We start from the raw sequence: 16,935 nt of genomic DNA on the forward strand, positions 1-16,935 counted from the left end.
CTATCGATCCGCCATCTTGGGGCCGAAACAGCTCTTGGGGTATGACTGCTTCTGGCCGGAAGCGGCCCTCAGGTCGCGCACGATGCACCCTAGTCCTTCACTCATGTGGAGGACAAATCATGACTACGCGGGCTTTCATCGCCCGCGCGCCCCAGGCAGTGATCAGCGCAAGGCTATCCAGGTAGTCTTGAGATTGGTGTAGTTGTCGAAAGCATGCAGCGAGAGGTCTCGACCAAAGCCCGACTGTTTAGCTCCGCCGAAAGGAACACAGGGATCCAGCGCGTCCACGGTGTTGACCGATACTGTCCCGGCCTGCAGACGACTCGCTACCCGATGCGCACGATTCAGATCGTCAGTCCAAACGGAAGCAGCAAGTCCGTAGATACTGTCGTTGGCTAGTTGAATGGCCTCCTCCTCTGAATCGAAGGGCATCACCGCGAGCACCGGACCAAACACTTCATCTCGGGCGAGGCGGCTATCGGGCTTCACGTCCGTAAAGATGGTCGGCTCGATGAAGTTATCGGAGCCGTTGAAGCTCAGCTGACGTCCTCCGAATACCAGACTCGCACCATCCTCCTGAGCGGAGCGGATGAAGCTCAAGATGTGCTCCGTCTGACGTGCATCGACTATGGCACCCGCCGTACTTGAAGGATTCAGCGGGTCGCCTGGCAGCCAGTTGCGCGCCTTGCTGATCAGCCGCTCGACGAATTCGTCGTGAATAGAACGCTCGACTAGAAGCCGCGCGTTGGCCGAACACACTTCACCCTGGTTGAAGAAGATGCCGAAGGCAGCCTTCTCCGCAGCAACATCAAGGTCCTGGCAATCGGCAAACACCAGATTGGCGCTCTTGCCGCCGCACTCCAGCGAAACCCGTTTGAGGTTGGACTTCGCCGAATACTCCATGAAGTATTTGCCCACTTCGGTGGACCCGGTGAATACCAGCGAATCGACATCCATGTGCAGGCCAAGCGCCTTACCCGTGGCCGAGCCGACACCGGGCACTACGTTGAGTACACCTTCCGGAATGCCTGCCTCTAGCGAAAGCTGAGCCAGTAGCAGTGCAGAGAACGGCGACTGCTCCGCCGGCTTCAAGACTACCGAGTTACCTGCGGCCAAAGCAGGGGCCAGCTTCCAGGCAGTGGTATCGAGGGGGAAGTTCCACGGTACCACTGCTGCGATAACCCCCAGAGGCTCACGAGTGATAGTCGCCAGTGCGCTGTGGCCGGTTGGAGCAACTTGGTCGTAGAGCTTGTCGATGCTCTCCGCGTACCAACGAAACACCGCTGCACCGCCTGGTACGTCGATGTTGAATGCATCATTCACTGGCTTACCCATGGCCATGGATTCCAGCAGCGCGAATTCTTCCCGGTGCAGCACGATCAACTCTGCGAGGCGCAGCAATTTCTGTTGCCGCTCACGGGGTGCCAAGCGTGACCAGACACCTGACTCGAACGCCTGCCGGGCAGCTGTCACTGCCGCATCAACATCGTTGGCAGCACATGACGCAACTCTCGCAAGCAAGTGGTTTGTCGCGGGGTTGCTCACGTCCATGGTCATGCCATCGGCAGCACTGACGAAGCGCCCGTTGATAAAGGCCTTGTCGATGAAAACCTGCCGGGCAGCACGTTGCTGCCAGTAGCCGAGATCGAACACTCTCTGCACTCCTGAGCTCGCCGCACGCGCGGCGTTCGTAAATTGGTAAGGAGGCTCTGCCTCAACACACACTAGGCAAAGCGTGTTTGGATGTTGAAAAGGATTTCCGCCAACGCATGTCGGAGGTGAGACGAGAGCCACTCCATGGCCCTCGCTTCAGGTGTCACTTGCGTGATCTCAGCGGTAGTTCTGTTCCCGCTTGTAGGGAATAAGTTCCACCTTCTCGTCGAGCTCACGGGCATAGCGATGGCCCGCATATACAGCTGCAGCGATGGTGGCAGGCGCGTCACAGTCTCCGCCTCGCTCGACGCTAAGCAAACCGGCAGCGGCCCACTTACCCTCGCACTGCATTAGCTCCTGATAGAGCGCGTCGTCCGCATCGCGGGCGGTGACAACTATCAATGCGCCGCATTGCATCAAGGTCGATTTGCCGGTCATGGTGCAGGAGAGTGTCACGCTGTCGCCTTCGATGGCATCGACCATATGCTGGGTTTTCAGCACGACTCCCATTTCCATGAGGCGGGCCTGAATACGATGCTGCTCCATGGTGTTCTCCGTCCAGGAGGACACCAGCGCGGCTGGCGTCACCAGCGTGACTGCCTTGCCTTCCAGCGCGAGCTTCTCGGCAATGACCCCACCCATGTAGTAATGGTCGTCGTCGAAGATCACCACCGGTCCGGCGATGTCTTTGCCATCCATGACGTCATCCGGGGTGAATACGTTCGCCTGCTCATGGCCCGGCAGCGGCTTGTAGTGCGCACGGCCAATGGCATTGCGCCGCCAGCGCGAGCCGGTAGCCAGAAGGACGTGGTTGAAGCCAAGCTCCAGCACCTCGTCGGCGCTGAGCTTGTTGTCCAGGTAGATGTTCACGTTTGGCATCTGCTTGAGTTGCAGCTCTCGGTAATCCTTCACGCGAATCCACTCCGACAGTCCCGGCAGCCTGGCCTCCTTTGTGACGCGTCCGCCAAGCTCCGTTTCGGCATCCGCCAGGCATACCTCATAACCGCGCTTGGCTAGCTGGAAAGCCGCTTCTAACCCAGTTGGTCCCGCGCCGACCACGAGCACGCTGGAGTCAGACTTCTTCGGCTGGATCTTCTCCGGGTGCCAGTCTTTTCGCCACTCCTCGCCGATTGTGGGGTTCTGGGTACAGCGAATCGTGGTGTGCAGCAAGTCGGCGCTGACGCAGATGTTGCAGCCAATGCACTCGCGAATTTCGTCAAAGCGATTTTCGTTGATCTTGTTCGGCAGATACGGATCGGCAATCGAGGGACGCGCGCCGCCGATGAAATCAACAATCCCTTTCTTCACCAGCGAAACCATCGCGTCTGCCGAGGTGAACCGTCCAACGCCGACGACAGGCTTCGAGGTCAACGCCTTGATGCCGGTGATGTATTCCGTCTGATGTCCTTCGCTGGAGAAGCGCGAGGTGATCGAGTCGTTGGACCAATCGCTGAGGTTGACGTCCCAGAGATCGGGCAGTTCGCCCAGCAGTTCGACAACGGCGTGGCCATCCTCTTTGGCTGAGATACCGTCGGCGCCAAGCAGGTCCTCGATGCCGAAGCGAACCGCTACCGCACAGGTGTCACCGACCGCGTCCTTGGTCACCTCAATCATTTCCCGCATGAGACGCGCACGATTCTCCAGAGAGCCGCCGTACTCATCGGTGCGACGGTTATGGCGGCGGGAAATGAAGTGCTGCGGCAGGCCAAAGCCGTGTGCCGCATACACGTAGATGATGTCGTAGCCGGCACGCTTGGCGCGGATCGCTGCATCGCGCTGCGCCCGCAAAACTTCCTTGATGTCACTCTTCGACATGGCGCGGGACTGAATCGGGTAGTTCCCCCAGAAGGGATTGCCCGACGGGCCGACCGGGATCTCGCGGCTGATCAAGTTAGAGGCGACGTGTCCTGCGTGAGCGATCTCGACCCCCGCCAGGGAACCGTGCTGCTTGATCTTCTCGACCAGTCTTTGGTGATAGCTAATGTCCGAGTCATCGAACAGCTTTGGCATGATGTACGGGAGGATGTCCGCGTTAGGCGAAATCTCGGTCATCTCAACGCAGACCGTGCCCCAGCCGCCGGCAGCCTTCATACCCCTGAACTCAGCAGAAGCATTGGGATAGATATCCCCCATCCCTGCAGCATGCGGCACGGCATAGAAGCGGTTGGGCGCTGTCACCGGCCCAATCTTCACTTGATCGAAAAGAATATCGTAGCGGGGATCACGACTCATTTTTCAGGCCTTTTATTGTTATTGGCTTGTTTGCACGCCGCGCTGGTTCAGATGTAAAGCGCGAAGTATTTCTTGAACTGCGTGGTCATGTTCCAGACCAGATGGGTTCCGCGGCGGATCGAGAAACTGTCACCGGCCTTGAACACTTGTGTTTTGCCATCCGCAGTGATCTCAACGGTGCCTTCCAGGACCAGGCAGTACTCGTCGGCGGGATAGCTCTTGATCTCTTCGCGGCAGGGAGAGCACTCCCAGACGCCCACCGAGAAGCGTTCATCCGCACTGGCCAAGAAGGTCTGCGCGCTCTCGCTCGGCAGGACACCGCCAGGGACGTTTTCCGCCGAAACATAGTGGCTCGGCTCCAGCGCCTTTCCGTCGATACCGTTCGGGCTGAGTCTGTTTACGTTGCTCATCGAGAAACCTCTTGGTCTTGATTGGCGGCCACTAGGGCCAACGGTCCGCGCAGATTACTCATCACCTGGCAGCCAAATCCTCCCAGCCTAGAAGCTGAGAAGAAGTGCTTTGGGAATAGGTCCGAGCGAAGAAACTTGGCGGGTGATACACCAGGCCCGGCGAGACGGACCGCGGCTTTCAGCCCGCTACAGGGAAGGCTTTGTCGTCGAGGCGATCCTTGCGCTGCGACTCCTTGAGCAGGGGCACGATCAGCGCAAAACCAAGGGTCAGAAACGCTGTCGCAACCACAGCGATAAGCACGAAGCTCCCCTCATTGATCAAATTGGCCGCGATGAAGGGACCAAAGGCCAAGCCTGCACCAATGGCGGCATTTGCCAGGGACAGGAGACGGCCCGAAACATCGACCGCTGCGCACGCACCTACGAGGTACGGCAGCAGGAAACTCCAGAAACCGAAGTACACGCAGCACGAAATAGCGAAGTACAGAGCACTGATCGAGGTACTGGAAAGCAGGTAGAAAGAGACGACGCAGCCCAGCACACCGAAGACAACGGGGAGCAGCCGACCGTAATTCGCTCCGAGTTTGGCCGCAGCACCACCACCCACGAGACCGGCAATCGACATCGCCGAGAACGCTGTGCCTATGTCATCAGGGCTCAACCCACCTGCGTTACCGATGCGCTCCAAGTAGGTGTACTCGGTCATCAAGCCGACGTAGACGAGAAGAATCGCCAGAACACCGGCGACAGCCTTGATCGACAATCTTTTCTCACCCGCGCTGGCCGCCTGTTCGGTTTTGAGCGCCTGCTCGGGGATGAAGCGAAAAAGAGCACCGCCCAGCACCAACATCACCGCCAGCGCGATGAACCCACCGGACACGCCGATGACCCAGAAGTATTTGAAACCCACTACTCCGAAAGCAGCCTGGAACACCAACCACCAACCATAGGCCGAGTCAGGGTCACGCATCTGGCCCATGACCGCGAAGGTCACTGCAGTGAGTACGCCGCCGCAGAAACCCGAGGCGAAACGCGCGCCCAGTAAGGTGTAGTAATCGGAGATGTGGGCGGAAAGACCATTGACCAGAGCCATCATCACGATGCAGCCCAGGGCGAGGTAGCGCCAGTTGGCTCGGTGAATGAAGAAGAATGAGGCAATGGTGCCGACGGTGTAGCCAAGCATGTCGAGTGTGACGACGTAGCCCGCATCCTGCTGATTTAGCCCCAGGTTTTCGATCAGTCCACCCACGAGCATCGGCAGAAAAATGATAACGAGTGCCGGCAGGGTGCAAAGGTAGACATTGGCAAAAATAGTTAGCTTCGCGTTTATATCGAAAGCGGATGCACGACTCATATTCAGAACTCTTGTGATTGTTATGTTTTGAAACTGCTCATCCAGCACAGGACTCGACGCTGCCTGTAGCCCACCCGCTTTTTCGCGGGCAAAAGTCGCCTACACCTGCAATAGGCAGCAGGAGTTTGCGATTTGACGAAGGTCAGGCTGAGGGAAAGCTGGCTACCCGTGGGACGGTTGTCATCAGGCGTAGCGATCCCGAAAGAAGCCAGTCATCGTGGGTGCCTACAGCGGATTTCCGAGTCTGTTTGTTGCTGGCCGCAGTGGTTCTAGGCGAGAAAAATAGTGCTTCACGGTCATGAATGTGGAAACGACTAAATTTCTAATCAGCTTCGAGCAAAATGCTGCAACCTCGATGAAACCTGGGCTGCAGAGGGGATCAGAGGGCGGTGGGTGACCAATTTTCAGATCAACGAGCCAGGACCGAGGCGCTGCAGGCGCGCAGAAGTCTCAGATAGATAAGCGTGATGTCAGCCGTGATCGAGTACTGATTGTTTGTACTGAAGAGGTGTCATTGCCACATGACGTCCGAAAATGCGGTAGAAGGCGGATACGGAGCCAAAACCCGATTCGAATGCGATCGCAGTCATCGAGAGCTTTTTGTCTCGCGATTGGGCGGCAATCATTCGTTTCGCGTGCTCGATTCTGAAGCCATTGATGAACTCCCAGAAGTTCATTCCGGCCTGGCTATTGACGATTTGCGACAGGTGGTTGGGATGGACACCCAGCCGCTGGGCCACCGTTGCCACGGTGATCTCACTGTCGAGAAAGATCTTCTGCTCAGACATCAACCGGGCGAGCAATTTCGCCTTTCTCTCCGCCTCATCGGCTGACAAACCCGATTTGCGATACTGACCTGTGCGGGGCGGCTCCACGCTGTTCAGAGCGAGGTACGGCCCCAGATCGAAATAGACGTGCGACGAAACAATCTTGCCTTGCTCGATGACCATGTAGTCCAGCCCGGCAATTGATTCGGTCAAACCTTGCGGCAGGAGCGGACAGATGCGATGAAGATCGCTGCCGCTGGCCTGCCAGCGAATCGCAGCACGCGAACCGCCCATGACACCTTCATCAAGCAGGTCATAACGAACGTTCGCGCCCAGGGTCATGACGTTCGAAATGTAGGGAACGATGTTCTTACCGGAAATCTGCACGCCACGACTGCTGTCCGCGTAAAGGGATCGGTCGCTCAAGCCGAAGAAAGCACTCACCTGCTTAGGATCATGCTCATTCCATGCATCCAGATACTGCTGCGCAAATGATGATTTCGACACCCCAGATAACCTCGCAACCGTAGTACGGCCCCTCTCTCCTTCCAAAGAACTGCTCGCGCAATCCAGATCAACTCGTGCCAGCAGTGCACCGCAAACGCCGCGATCAATGCACAGGATTCCCAACTTATAGGGTGGGAAGACCGTGCCGCCACTATCCCTCAAGCTGATCATGGAGTCGACCTTCGTTCGTCGCCCACACAACAAGAATCAGAGCTGTAATCGCGCCTTTGCAAGCGTGGTGCTCTTCAAGCTATCACCTGAAGAAAGCCATCCCATGAAAGCAACCAAATCATCGGTAACCCTGCTTCCCGAACGCTCGACATCGCGCCTGCACCGCAACCGCTCCAAAGCGCTCGCGTTGTTCGCGTCGCGCGGTTTTGCTCAAGTCAGCGTCCGCGAGCTCGCCCACCATCTGGATCTGACTGCCGGGTCCTATTACCACCATTACGAAAGCAAAGAAGATTTGTTGCTTGAGTTCATCTGCGAGCACTACGCAGCTCTTCTCTCGCTTTTCGACGAGCTTCCACGCCGCGCCTCACGGGAGGCGGTGCTGGGCAAACTCACACAGCGTCTGATCTCCCTACACGAATCATCCCCCTTCCACTTTCAACTGGCCGCGCGAGACTTGGACTGCCTCAAACCGAGCCAGCGCCTGCAGGTCGAGATGCTGCGCGACCAACTGCGCGAGCAAATTGACTCGGTCATTCACGCCTTTAGTCCTCCTGGCTCACGGCCCATCGCCACACCAGCCCTGGAGCTGTTCGAACACTTACCCATTTGGATGAAGCAGTACGCAGCCAGCGAAAAGATCCGCTGCGAGACTCTGTCGCGCCTGCTCTCGGTCGCTTGAGCTCCGCCGCAAATCAATTCTCAAACCGAGGCAGTCATGGCTTCCTTCACCTTGCGACAGATCCGTTACTTCATCGCTGCCGTCGATGCTGGCAGCGTGGCCGAAGCATCCCGCCAGCTACATATCGCCCAGCCATCTATTTCGGCAGCGATTAAATCCCTGGAAGAGAGCTTCAACGTGCAGTTGGTAATTCGCCACCACGCCCTGGGCGTCACCCTTACGCCTACCGGAAGTCGCTTCTACCGCAAGGCACTGAGCCTGCAGCTGATGGCACGCGAATTCGAGCGCAATGCGTTGGCCGACACTGACGTCATCTCTGGTCAAATCGATGTCGGCTGCTACGAAACCGCCGGCCCCATGTTTCTCCCTCGGCTGCTTGCCGGGTTCCAGGATCTCTACCCGGGCCTCAAGGTCCGCGTCCAGGACGGTGACCAAGAGGAGCTGGTTAACGGCCTGACCATGGGCTCTTTCGACATTGCCCTGCTCTACGACCACAACCTGAACTCTCGCATCGAGAGCGAACCGCTCATGCCGCCTCAAAAGCCATATGCGTTGCTGCCCGAAAAACACCGCTTCGCAAATCAGGCACAAGTTTCCCTTCAGGATCTATACCAAGATCCGATGATCCTGTTGGATGTGCAACCCAGCCGCGGGTACTTCGTGAGCCTTTTCGACAAGCTCAACCTCACTCCCAAGGTTGCCTTCGCTTCGCCTTCGATAGAGATGGTTCGCGGCATGGTGGGCCAGGGTTTTGGCTTCGCATTGCTGGTAACCCGCCCCCATTCCGACCTCACCTATGACGGTAAGAAAGTGGTTGCTGTCGACATCGCCGACGCGGTGGCGCCGTCTGGGCTAGTAGCTGCTTGGAACAAGCATAACCAGCCGACTCGGCCGGCACAGCTATTCATCGACTACTGCCGTGAGGCCCTCGCCAACCAGCAGTAAAAAGCCTCTGCCCATCGGCAGAGGCTCTGACCGATCAAGGCAGGCCGCAGCGCTTCCTGGGCGGCCTGGGACGGACCACTGTCAAACGCCTGCCGGCTTCCAGCCATCCGGAATCACAGCGATCACATCGATTTCCATCAGCCATTGCGGCTGACCCAAGGCGGAAATGACCAACCCCGTGGAGATGGGGAACACACCTTTCAGCCACTTACCAACCTCTTTGTACACAGGCTCGCGATAGCGCGGGTCGATGATGTAAGTGGTGGTCTTGACGATGTGCGACAGGTCGCTTCCAGCCTCTTCGAGCAATTGCTTGACGTTCTTCATCGCCTGCTCGGCTTGCGCACGTGGATCGCCCAGACCCACCAGGTTGCCCTCGAAATCGGTACCGATCTGACCGCGAACATACACGGTGTTGCCGGCACGCACGGCCTGACAGAGGTCATTGTCCAGGGTTTGATTCGGGTAGGTGTCCTTGGTATTGAACATACGGATGCGAGTGTGAGTGGGCATCAACAGGTTTCCAGTATTCAGGTTCGTCGGTTCATATGAGCGGGGATAGTCGCTGCGGCTCCCTCGTGGATCGCGCGCAGTCAGCGCTGGGACGCATCCCGGTAGGCCAGGTACTTAAGCTGAGTTCCGATGTGATCAGCGACGTGTTTCGCGTCGTGCCAAACCCCCCAGATGAAAGTCGAGCCACGGCGCGAGAGCCAAGGGAGGCCGACGAAGTACACGCCAGGCTCGCTCGAAACGCCGCGCTGATGCTTGGGTTTACCTTTCTCATCGAAGGCGTCGACTTGCAGCCAGCCGTAGTCCACCGCATAACCGGTCGCCCAGATGATCGAGGTGACGCCTGCCTCGGCGAGATTCAGTTCCTGAACCGGTTGAAGCATGCATTGGGGATCTTCAAGCTTGCGGCGCGCCTCAGGCTCCTCCGGAAGATCAAGGCGGTTACGCTCGATATAGGCATCGGCGGCGTTCAGTAGCGACAAGTAGTTCTCATCACCGCGATTGATATTCTCGACTAGATCCGATTGGAACGAGACTTTGCCGTTCTCAAAGGACTTGGTCAGCCCTACCAGCGTAATTCCCTGCTGGGCCAACTCGCGAAAGTCGACTGTATGGCCACCGCGAGCGCCGCTGACAGCGATAGTCATGTGCTCACGGCCAGGCTCCACAGCTTCAACATCCCACAGGCCGAGAACGCCCAGCCACCAGCAGAAATCACGATTACGATAGGCGCGCGGTGGGCGATCATGCGGGCCTACGGAGAGATAGACCTTTCTGCCGGCACGGTTCAGCTCATCCGCGATCTGAACCCCAGACGACCCAGCCCCCACCACCAGCACTGCGCCTTGCGGCAGCTGTTCGGGGTTGTAATAGGCAGCAGAGTGGATCTGGTGCAGGCTCGGATCTTTGGGTGCAATAGGTGGAACGACCGGACGCTGGAAAGGACCGGTGGCCGATACAACACGATTGGCTTGGATGACGCCGGCGGACGTCTCGATGGTGAAGCAAGCGCGATCGACGTTACGGGTGACTTTCTTCACCTCTACACCGGTGCGAACGGGGGCCTCGAACTTCTTGGCGTACGCCTCGAAGTACTCAGCGACACGCTCCTTCGGAGCAAAGGCGTCCGGATCGAGATCATCGAAAGCCAGGCCAGGGAATCGGTCATGCCAGGCCGGCCCGTTCGCTACCAAGGAGTCCCAGCGACCGGTACGCCAGGCTTCTGCGATTCGATTACGCTCCAGAACCAGATGCGGCACACCTTGTTTGGTGAGGTGTTCGCTTACCGCGACACCCGCCTGGCCTGCTCCAACGACCAGAGTGTCGATTTCCAGATTGTCGAAAGTCACTTCTTCGCTCTTTGCAAAGGCGGTTTGAGTCAGATCGTTCACGGCTTGCCTTACCTCCTCTTTGTGATTCTCCGCCCGAGCCATACCCCTCCGTCTCAATAAATGAGCATGGATAGGAAACCTCGAACGTGGGTTGTCAGTGGAGGAATTCTGATAATCACCGCTGAATAGCGAAATTATTATTTTTGTTCCGGCGAAAGAGGAAAAAGCTACAAGCAGACTCAGGGAGCTTCCGCTTTAAGCCGCTACGGATAGTCATAGGGATTTTATGCATTCATCTTCAAAAAATGCTTTAACCCTAGATATAGGTTTTTCAGATCCAACCACTATAAAATTAGTTGAACTTGAATCTGTATTCGACACCATCAATCATTACAAGAAGAGAAATCGATATGTGGTTGAACAAGACCGTTCTTGGGCTTGTTGATGAGCTCTGTTCGAGTATTGAAAACATATTTGAGCCTAATAGAAGAAATACAGGGGCCTCGCTTCTCCGTCGATTTCCACGGTTCGACACAGCCCTGAAGCGAATTCAATCCGAAAAAGATGAAGCGTCCAGTCTGCGTCAGCAACTCCATCAGGCTCATTGCCCCTGCACTGAGGAGGAATATGGAGCGGTAAAGGCCAGACTCGTAGAGCTGGAAGAACAATACTCTGAGCTTCTCCAGACTTCTGAGGACAGGTCTAGTCAACTGGGCCTTCTTGAATCCCAGCGCGATCAGTGGAATGAGGAGCGCCAGGTGTGGGGACTTACCCAACGGACGCTGACCGAAGGCTGCTGGACGCTCAGAGTGATCAATGGTGACCCGGACCATAAGCACAATGTAATTCGCTGGTCCGAGCAGTTTCGTCAACTGATCGGCTATAGCGAAAGTGAGTTCCCGGATGGCTGGAGTAGCTATTACAGCGTGGTGAACGAGCAGGACGTGAAACTGGTGGAGCAGGCATTCAGAGCCGCCCTGGCCGATAGCAGCAGCGATAACGCCTATGTGGTCGAGTACCGGATGCGGCACAAGAGCCGGGGAGAGATCTGGTTCCGCGAGCGAGGCCGTTGCCTTCGAGACAGCCGCGGAAAACTACTGCATGTGACGGGGGCAGCTAGAGAAATAACCGATGAAAAGGCAGCCGCTGAGCTTCACCAGCGCGAGCAGGCCCACATCCACTCCACTTACAGCAACATCGCCCAGATCGCCGGGGTCATCCGGGGAATCGCCGACCAGACAAACCTATTGGCCCTCAACGCGGCTATTGAGGCATCCCGCGCCGGCGACCACGGCCGAGGGTTCGCAGTGGTTGCGGACGAAGTTCGTCACTTGGCCAGCCGCACCCAGGAGTCGGTCCAGCAAATCCAAGCCATGCTGCAACACCGTTAATTTGAGCGCCGGATGGTTATGCAGCTGCCCCGCTTAGCAGGCGGGGCATTGGCTATGCCGGCCGGTGATCAGCCAACAGTAATGAATGGTTTAGCTGATTTGCAGATCTTCCAGCTCCAAATTCAGCCGCTGGAGCTGATCTCGGCACCAAGATGCCTCGGCTTCGGGCACTTCCCACAGCTTGATCACCAACTTGCCATTGGTGGTGTGACGACCTTGAACACCCACACCCGTTATGCGAGGTGCTAGTAGGTCACGGAGCAGGCCTTCCGTTACCTGCTCCCGAAGCGCCGGTTTGAACACCTTCCCTACCGCTGTTACAGGAAGAGCGTCCATCACAATCACGCGTTTCGGGCATGCAGGGCGCTCGGAGATATTGGCCATGGCGAACTCATGAAGCTCCTCACTGGTCGTTTGAGCTCCCTTGCGCAGTTGTACAAACACGACCGGCAGTTCACCTGCATACTCATCTGGCATACCAATCGCCGCCGCCATGCCTACCGCCGGATGCTGTTCCAGGCAGGCTTCGATCAACGCTGGATCGATGTTGTGTCCACTGCGAATGATCAGATCTTTAGCTCGCCCGGAGATGAAGAGATTTCCCTCGTCGTCCAGGTAACCAAGATCGCCGGTACGCAACCACCCATCTCTCGACACCGGTGAGTCGCCGCCAAGATAGCCAGGGAAGACCATCGGGCCGCGAACACAAATTTCCCCGTTATCAACACATGCTTCCAGCGGAGGGCAGATGCGTCCGGCGCTACCCCAGACTGCTGGCTGGGTGACATCCGGCATGGCGATTACTCCACTGGCTTCAGTCATGCCATAGCCTTGATAGAGTTGCCGTCCGACGTTTCTTACCGCCAGTTCATGGAGCTTCATTGGCACCGGGGCGCCACCGGTAACGAGGTATCGCAAACTGCTGATGTCCTCGCCCTTCAGCGGAATATCCAGCATTGATGCCATTGAGGTTGGAATTCCGCTGCTGATGGTTATGCCCAGGCTCTCGATGAGTTGCCAATGGCGCTGGATAACCTCGGGATTTCTGAATCCCGAAGCAGTTGGAAACACCAGCTCGGCGCCGGCGCCCAGCATGGACAGGCTGCCCACAATGGCCCCGGCGACATGGAAAATTGGTAGCCCATTGAGTGCAACGTCTATCTCTCTGAGCCTCAGGCTTTCAATTACGGCAAGCGCAGCGGTTGTCTGGTTGCGATGTGTGTGGCATGCCAGCTTTGGTGTTCCAGTCGTACCACCGGTATGGTAGAACGCAGCGACATCCTCAGCCCCCGGCAAGTTCTGGACGCCAGGCGGAGCGTCCGAATAGCTCGCGACGTCCTTATCGTAGAATGCCTGGCCAGCGGCGCTATGCACTGAGACACAGGTAGGCTTATTGGGCAACCGCTGGGCAACTCTGACTGCCTTTTCCCAAACGTCCGTTCCCTCCGGACCGACAGCAAAGATAAGGTCGGTCCCTGCCTTGTGCATTAGCTGGAAGAGTGCTTCCTCGTTCAGGAAAGGATTTAGCGGGTTCGCAATGCCTGCGGTTTCAGCCGACCATAACAGCACTTGTGACTGCGATATGTTCGGCAGCAGGAGAGAGACAACGGGACGCGGCTTTCCCGTAAGACTTCTCATAAAATGGATGGTCCGGTGTATATCGGACATCATTTCTGCGTAGCTGAGCCGCGGAGAGCTGTAGAGATCAGCCAGATCGGCCAAAAAGGTCAAAGCAGATGCACTTGGCGCACGGCGGCATGCAGCAGAAAGGAGTTCGTAAACCGTAGAGGGCAGATTATTGTTCATTGGAATAGATGCCAGAGGTGGGAACGATTAGCGCATACGGCAGCGCGGTCAATGACTTCAACTCAGAAAGCCTGAGAAGTGGCGGAGCTCGCAGCCTTTCGTTGTTTCTGCGCAGCCGGCCTCAATTCCCGCAAAAGCTCATCAAGAGCCGAAGTGAGTGAGGCATTTTTTAATTCATAAAAATATTTTTGTAAACAAAAGATTTTCGATTGGAAAAATTTGCACTACTATCAGCTTCTTACTGCAAGGGAGGAGCTGATGAGCGGGCTCAGAGAACAACAGAAGCAAGAGCGTCGACAGGTCATCGCCGAGGCGGCGCTCGAGGTGTTTATCCGTGAAGGTTACGAAGCCGCCACGATCGACCAGATCGCTGCAGCGGCGAGGGTTTCTCCTCCCACGGTTACTAACTACTACGCAGGCGGTAAGCCAGACATCCTTATCGCTCTTCTCCGCGCCCCCGACGAGAAAGTCCTCTCCGAACACCTGGAGCATGCCTTCAAGCTGGAAAATCCGATCGACGCCATGTGCTTTATGGAGGACCTGATAACGGAGAATCAGCTTCGCGCTATGCCGCGCCATCTGTGGCGGGAGATCGGCCCAATGCTCGTTGGTGGAGCCGGCGCAGCAATCTTCAAAGCCTGGAACGATTCAACCTTGAATGCCGCGCGAGAGTTTTTCCATCTCTATCAAAATCGCGGAATCTTCCGTAGCGACTTTGACGTCGATTTCGCTGCCGGGCTTTTCAGCGACCTGCTCAACGTTGAATTCATGCGTTTGGCAACCAGCGAAACAGCGGATAGAGATGCTCACCGCACCCATATCAGGAAAATGTACGAGTTTCTTGGGAAAGGGTTTCTAAGCGCATCGAGCTAACGCCAATTGGTTACGCACAGCCCCGGCACCCTCGGGGCCTTGGTGCTTCATCTGCGGAATCCAATAGCTATGTCGCATAGCTGCTTCATGCGTGACTGTGGATTGAGTCACTAAGACTGAATATAAAAAAAGCCACCTCCTGCGGTGAGAGCAAGAGCACCTCCGCCTAGACATAGGAGGTACTCCACAATTTTCAGGAGGTGGCTGTAAAATCGTGCTAATCACATGAAGCTTACTAAGCTGATATGTAGGTCTATTGGGAGCGGCAATAAAAATCCATCTCAGCCTAATCGTTTCCTAGCCAATCAAAACTTCTTGCTGACGGTAGCAAGGGCAGTTGCCGAGCAAAGATCATCGTACCCCATAAAGTACATACACTCATGCTTCGACAGATCAGTGTCGATATAGCTGAGCTCCCAGTTCAATCCAACAAACTCATGGGACACCTTGACTTCCCACTCCTTGTAAGAGTCCCGAGTCGACCAGTCCGTGCTATAGAAGACCGGATCTTTATAATCCATCTTCCCATAGCGAGTACTCAGCCTGAAACCATACGGAATATCAGTTTCATAACCGATCCACGTGTACATGGTGCTCTGATCTTTCCCAAACAGCTCATAGTCCGTCGAATATTGCGCCGCCACCTTAAATCCATAGGCGGTCAAAATTCCATACGTCTCGGAGAAATTCAGGGAACTTAGCTTAGGATAAGTGTATTCGATATAGCCGATGTCAAGGTTTACGTCTTCGGAAAACGGCACGAACCATCCAGCGTAATAATCCGCCTCGTAGCGATTCTTAGTGTCATGCCCGAAGTCGGTACTGGACACCCACGACCCGAGGTAAAGCCCGGTTTTCTTGCTGGTGATGTATCCGTTGAACTGAAGTGCAGGGTCTCCCTGGGACATTCCCAGCCCTCGACTACGGTATTGACTAGCGAATCCAACAAAACCATCGAGAGAAAAATCCTCGTTGATATCTGTTGTAGCATTCGCAGATGAAATAGAAGCCCCCAGGAGAAGTACAGCGCCAACAAATTTATTCATTTCCACATCCTTTACTTATTTTTGAGGCAGATGGATCCTGGCCGCATTAATTTATGCGGCACGACGATTTATGAATTGACTAACTAAATTTCTACCCAACGCTATACGAAAAACATCCCTGAAAGCATTGGGTCGTAATCAGACTTCTGGGTATTTGACTCCTGTGATCAGTTCTATTGATCCGCCGCCCTCAAATACCAGTCCCTGACTTTCCTAACCTGCTGCAACCTTGGGCGCAGTGATCCTTGAGCCCCGAAGAACATAGAGTTCGAACAACTCCTCAATGTCCTCTTGATCCAGATCCTCGCCAATGAGAACGATCCGGCTGCGCTGATCTGTATCGGGCCACTCATCCAGATAGGTTTCCGGAAAGAGGAAGTGCTCCACTCCGTGGACCACCACCGGACGCGCTGAATCCGCGACTGAAAGCAGACCCTTGAGTCGCAGCAGGCGCCCCCCATAGGTGCGTGCGAGGAACTGGAAGAAGCTCACCAGACCGGACCAGGGCAACGGGCCATCCGCGTAGAGGCAGAAAGAGCCGACGCGACTGTGCGAAACCTCGGAGGGTGTTCGACCCAGGACGCTGACTCGCTCTTGAGGACCGCGGTACAGGTTGCGAACCACCGGATAGCGATCTTCCTGGAGCAACGCTCTCATTACGGCATCTTCATCCCCTCCCACCACGTAATTCGCACGGCTGTTCAGGCCCTGCGCCGCAGCTTGCACGCTTTGCACCTGGTCTCGACTCGCCAAATCCGTTTTGGTAAGGACAATGTGGTCAGCCAGCGATATCTGCCGCTGCCGCTCAACACGAGCAGATTTCGGGTCAAGTGGTAACAAGGTGTCCAGCGTGGTCACCACCCCCCGTACGCTGTACCAGCTGTTGATCGGTTCGTGGGTCATCAGTAGGCGCAGCAACGGCACGGGATCAGCCATACCAGTGGTTTCGACGATGACCCGGTCGAACGAGGGATACTGCCCGGTTTGCCGACGGTGATAGAGAGACAGCAGCGAGTCTGTAAAGTCGGTTTTCAACCCGCAACACAGGCAGCCGCTCTTCAGCAACATGGTGTCATCGTCGAGCTTGCCGACCAGTAGGTGGTCGATACCGACTTCACCCATCTCGTTGATGATGACCGCAGTACGCGCCATGCGCGGATCGGCCAGCACCTTCTGCAACAACGTCGTCTTACCGCTGCCAAGAAAGCCGGTGAGCAACGTCACTGGCAGGCGTTCTTGTGCAGTCATGACAGTATCTCC

Annotated in this window: 13 protein-coding genes and 2 pseudogenes; 5 read left to right on the forward strand and 10 right to left on the reverse strand. The window is 56.3% G+C overall.

All coding sequences use genetic code 11. The features are described from left to right. Positions 1 to 162: 162 nt before the first annotated feature. The 5 genes from ABKS89_RS07365 to ABKS89_RS07385 all read right to left on the reverse strand — a co-directional run bounded on the left by ABKS89_RS07365 (position 163) and on the right by ABKS89_RS07385 (position 7,094). The gene (locus ABKS89_RS07365; protein ID WP_348587859.1) at positions 163 to 1,653 is read right to left on the reverse strand and encodes an aldehyde dehydrogenase; all 1,491 of its coding nucleotides are present in this window, start codon (positions 1,651 to 1,653) and stop codon (positions 163 to 165) included. 177 nt (positions 1,654 to 1,830) lie between these two features. Then, entirely contained in the window at positions 1,831 to 3,885 is a 2,055-nt protein-coding gene (locus ABKS89_RS07370) for an oxidoreductase (RefSeq protein ID WP_348587858.1), read from the reverse strand. A 47-nt stretch (positions 3,886 to 3,932) separates the two neighbouring features. After that, complete coding sequence (locus ABKS89_RS07375) at positions 3,933 to 4,295, reverse strand: cupin domain-containing protein (protein ID WP_348587857.1); 363 nt, start codon at positions 4,293 to 4,295, stop codon at positions 3,933 to 3,935. 178 nt (positions 4,296 to 4,473) lie between these two features. Then, a complete protein-coding gene (locus ABKS89_RS07380) occupies positions 4,474 to 5,649 on the reverse strand; it encodes an MFS transporter (protein WP_348587856.1) in 1,176 nt (391 codons plus the stop codon). Between the two features lie 470 nt (positions 5,650 to 6,119). Further along, positions 6,120 to 7,094, reverse strand: a complete 975-nt coding sequence (locus tag ABKS89_RS07385; RefSeq protein WP_348587855.1) for a helix-turn-helix domain-containing protein — start codon at positions 7,092 to 7,094, stop codon at positions 6,120 to 6,122. Between ABKS89_RS07385 and ABKS89_RS07390 the strand changes: the two genes are divergently transcribed. Further along, a complete protein-coding gene (locus ABKS89_RS07390) occupies positions 7,093 to 7,773 on the forward strand; it encodes a TetR/AcrR family transcriptional regulator (RefSeq protein WP_348587854.1) in 681 nt (226 codons plus the stop codon). The genes ABKS89_RS07385 and ABKS89_RS07390 overlap by 2 nt on opposite strands. A 36-nt stretch (positions 7,774 to 7,809) precedes the next feature. After that, complete coding sequence (locus ABKS89_RS07395; protein ID WP_348587853.1) at positions 7,810 to 8,718, forward strand: LysR family transcriptional regulator; 909 nt, start codon at positions 7,810 to 7,812, stop codon at positions 8,716 to 8,718. Between the two features lie 81 nt (positions 8,719 to 8,799). On the opposite strand, the gene ABKS89_RS07400 is transcribed toward ABKS89_RS07395, so the two are convergent. Continuing rightward, positions 8,800 to 9,231 (reverse strand): RidA family protein, encoded by a 432-nt coding sequence (locus ABKS89_RS07400; RefSeq protein WP_348587852.1) that lies wholly within the window; start codon positions 9,229 to 9,231, stop codon positions 8,800 to 8,802. Between the two features lie 80 nt (positions 9,232 to 9,311). Continuing rightward, complete coding sequence (locus ABKS89_RS07405; protein ID WP_518300995.1) at positions 9,312 to 10,619, reverse strand: NAD(P)-binding domain-containing protein; 1,308 nt, start codon at positions 10,617 to 10,619, stop codon at positions 9,312 to 9,314. Between the two features lie 350 nt (positions 10,620 to 10,969). Here ABKS89_RS07405 and ABKS89_RS07410 point away from each other — a divergent pair. Beyond that, positions 10,970 to 11,650 (forward strand): annotated as a pseudogene (locus tag ABKS89_RS07410) (PAS domain-containing protein); the annotation flags it as partial. 120 nt (positions 11,651 to 11,770) lie between these two features. Further along, positions 11,771 to 11,938 (forward strand): annotated as a pseudogene (locus tag ABKS89_RS07415) (methyl-accepting chemotaxis protein); the annotation flags it as partial. 102 nt (positions 11,939 to 12,040) lie between these two features. On the opposite strand, the gene ABKS89_RS07420 reads toward ABKS89_RS07415, so the two are convergent. Next, positions 12,041 to 13,756: an AMP-binding protein gene (locus ABKS89_RS07420; protein WP_348587850.1), complete on the reverse strand. Its 1,716-nt coding sequence runs from the start codon at positions 13,754 to 13,756 to the stop codon at positions 12,041 to 12,043. Positions 13,757 to 14,014: 258 nt separating this feature from the next. Between ABKS89_RS07420 and ABKS89_RS07425 the strand changes: the two genes are divergently transcribed. Next, on the forward strand, positions 14,015 to 14,629 hold the full coding sequence (locus tag ABKS89_RS07425; RefSeq protein WP_348587849.1) for a TetR/AcrR family transcriptional regulator: 615 nt from the start codon (positions 14,015 to 14,017) through the stop codon (positions 14,627 to 14,629). 305 nt (positions 14,630 to 14,934) lie between these two features. On the opposite strand, the gene ABKS89_RS07430 is transcribed toward ABKS89_RS07425, so the two are convergent. After that, positions 14,935 to 15,675 (reverse strand): TorF family putative porin, encoded by a 741-nt coding sequence (locus tag ABKS89_RS07430; RefSeq protein WP_348587848.1) that lies wholly within the window; start codon positions 15,673 to 15,675, stop codon positions 14,935 to 14,937. 213 nt (positions 15,676 to 15,888) lie between these two features. Beyond that, positions 15,889 to 16,923, reverse strand: coding sequence for a CobW family GTP-binding protein (locus tag ABKS89_RS07435; protein WP_348587847.1), 1,035 nt, complete (start codon positions 16,921 to 16,923; stop codon positions 15,889 to 15,891). Positions 16,924 to 16,935 lie beyond the last annotated feature (12 nt).

The organism is Pseudomonas sp. LABIM340, assembly GCF_040017195.2.
Classification (GTDB): domain Bacteria; phylum Pseudomonadota; class Gammaproteobacteria; order Pseudomonadales; family Pseudomonadaceae; genus Pseudomonas.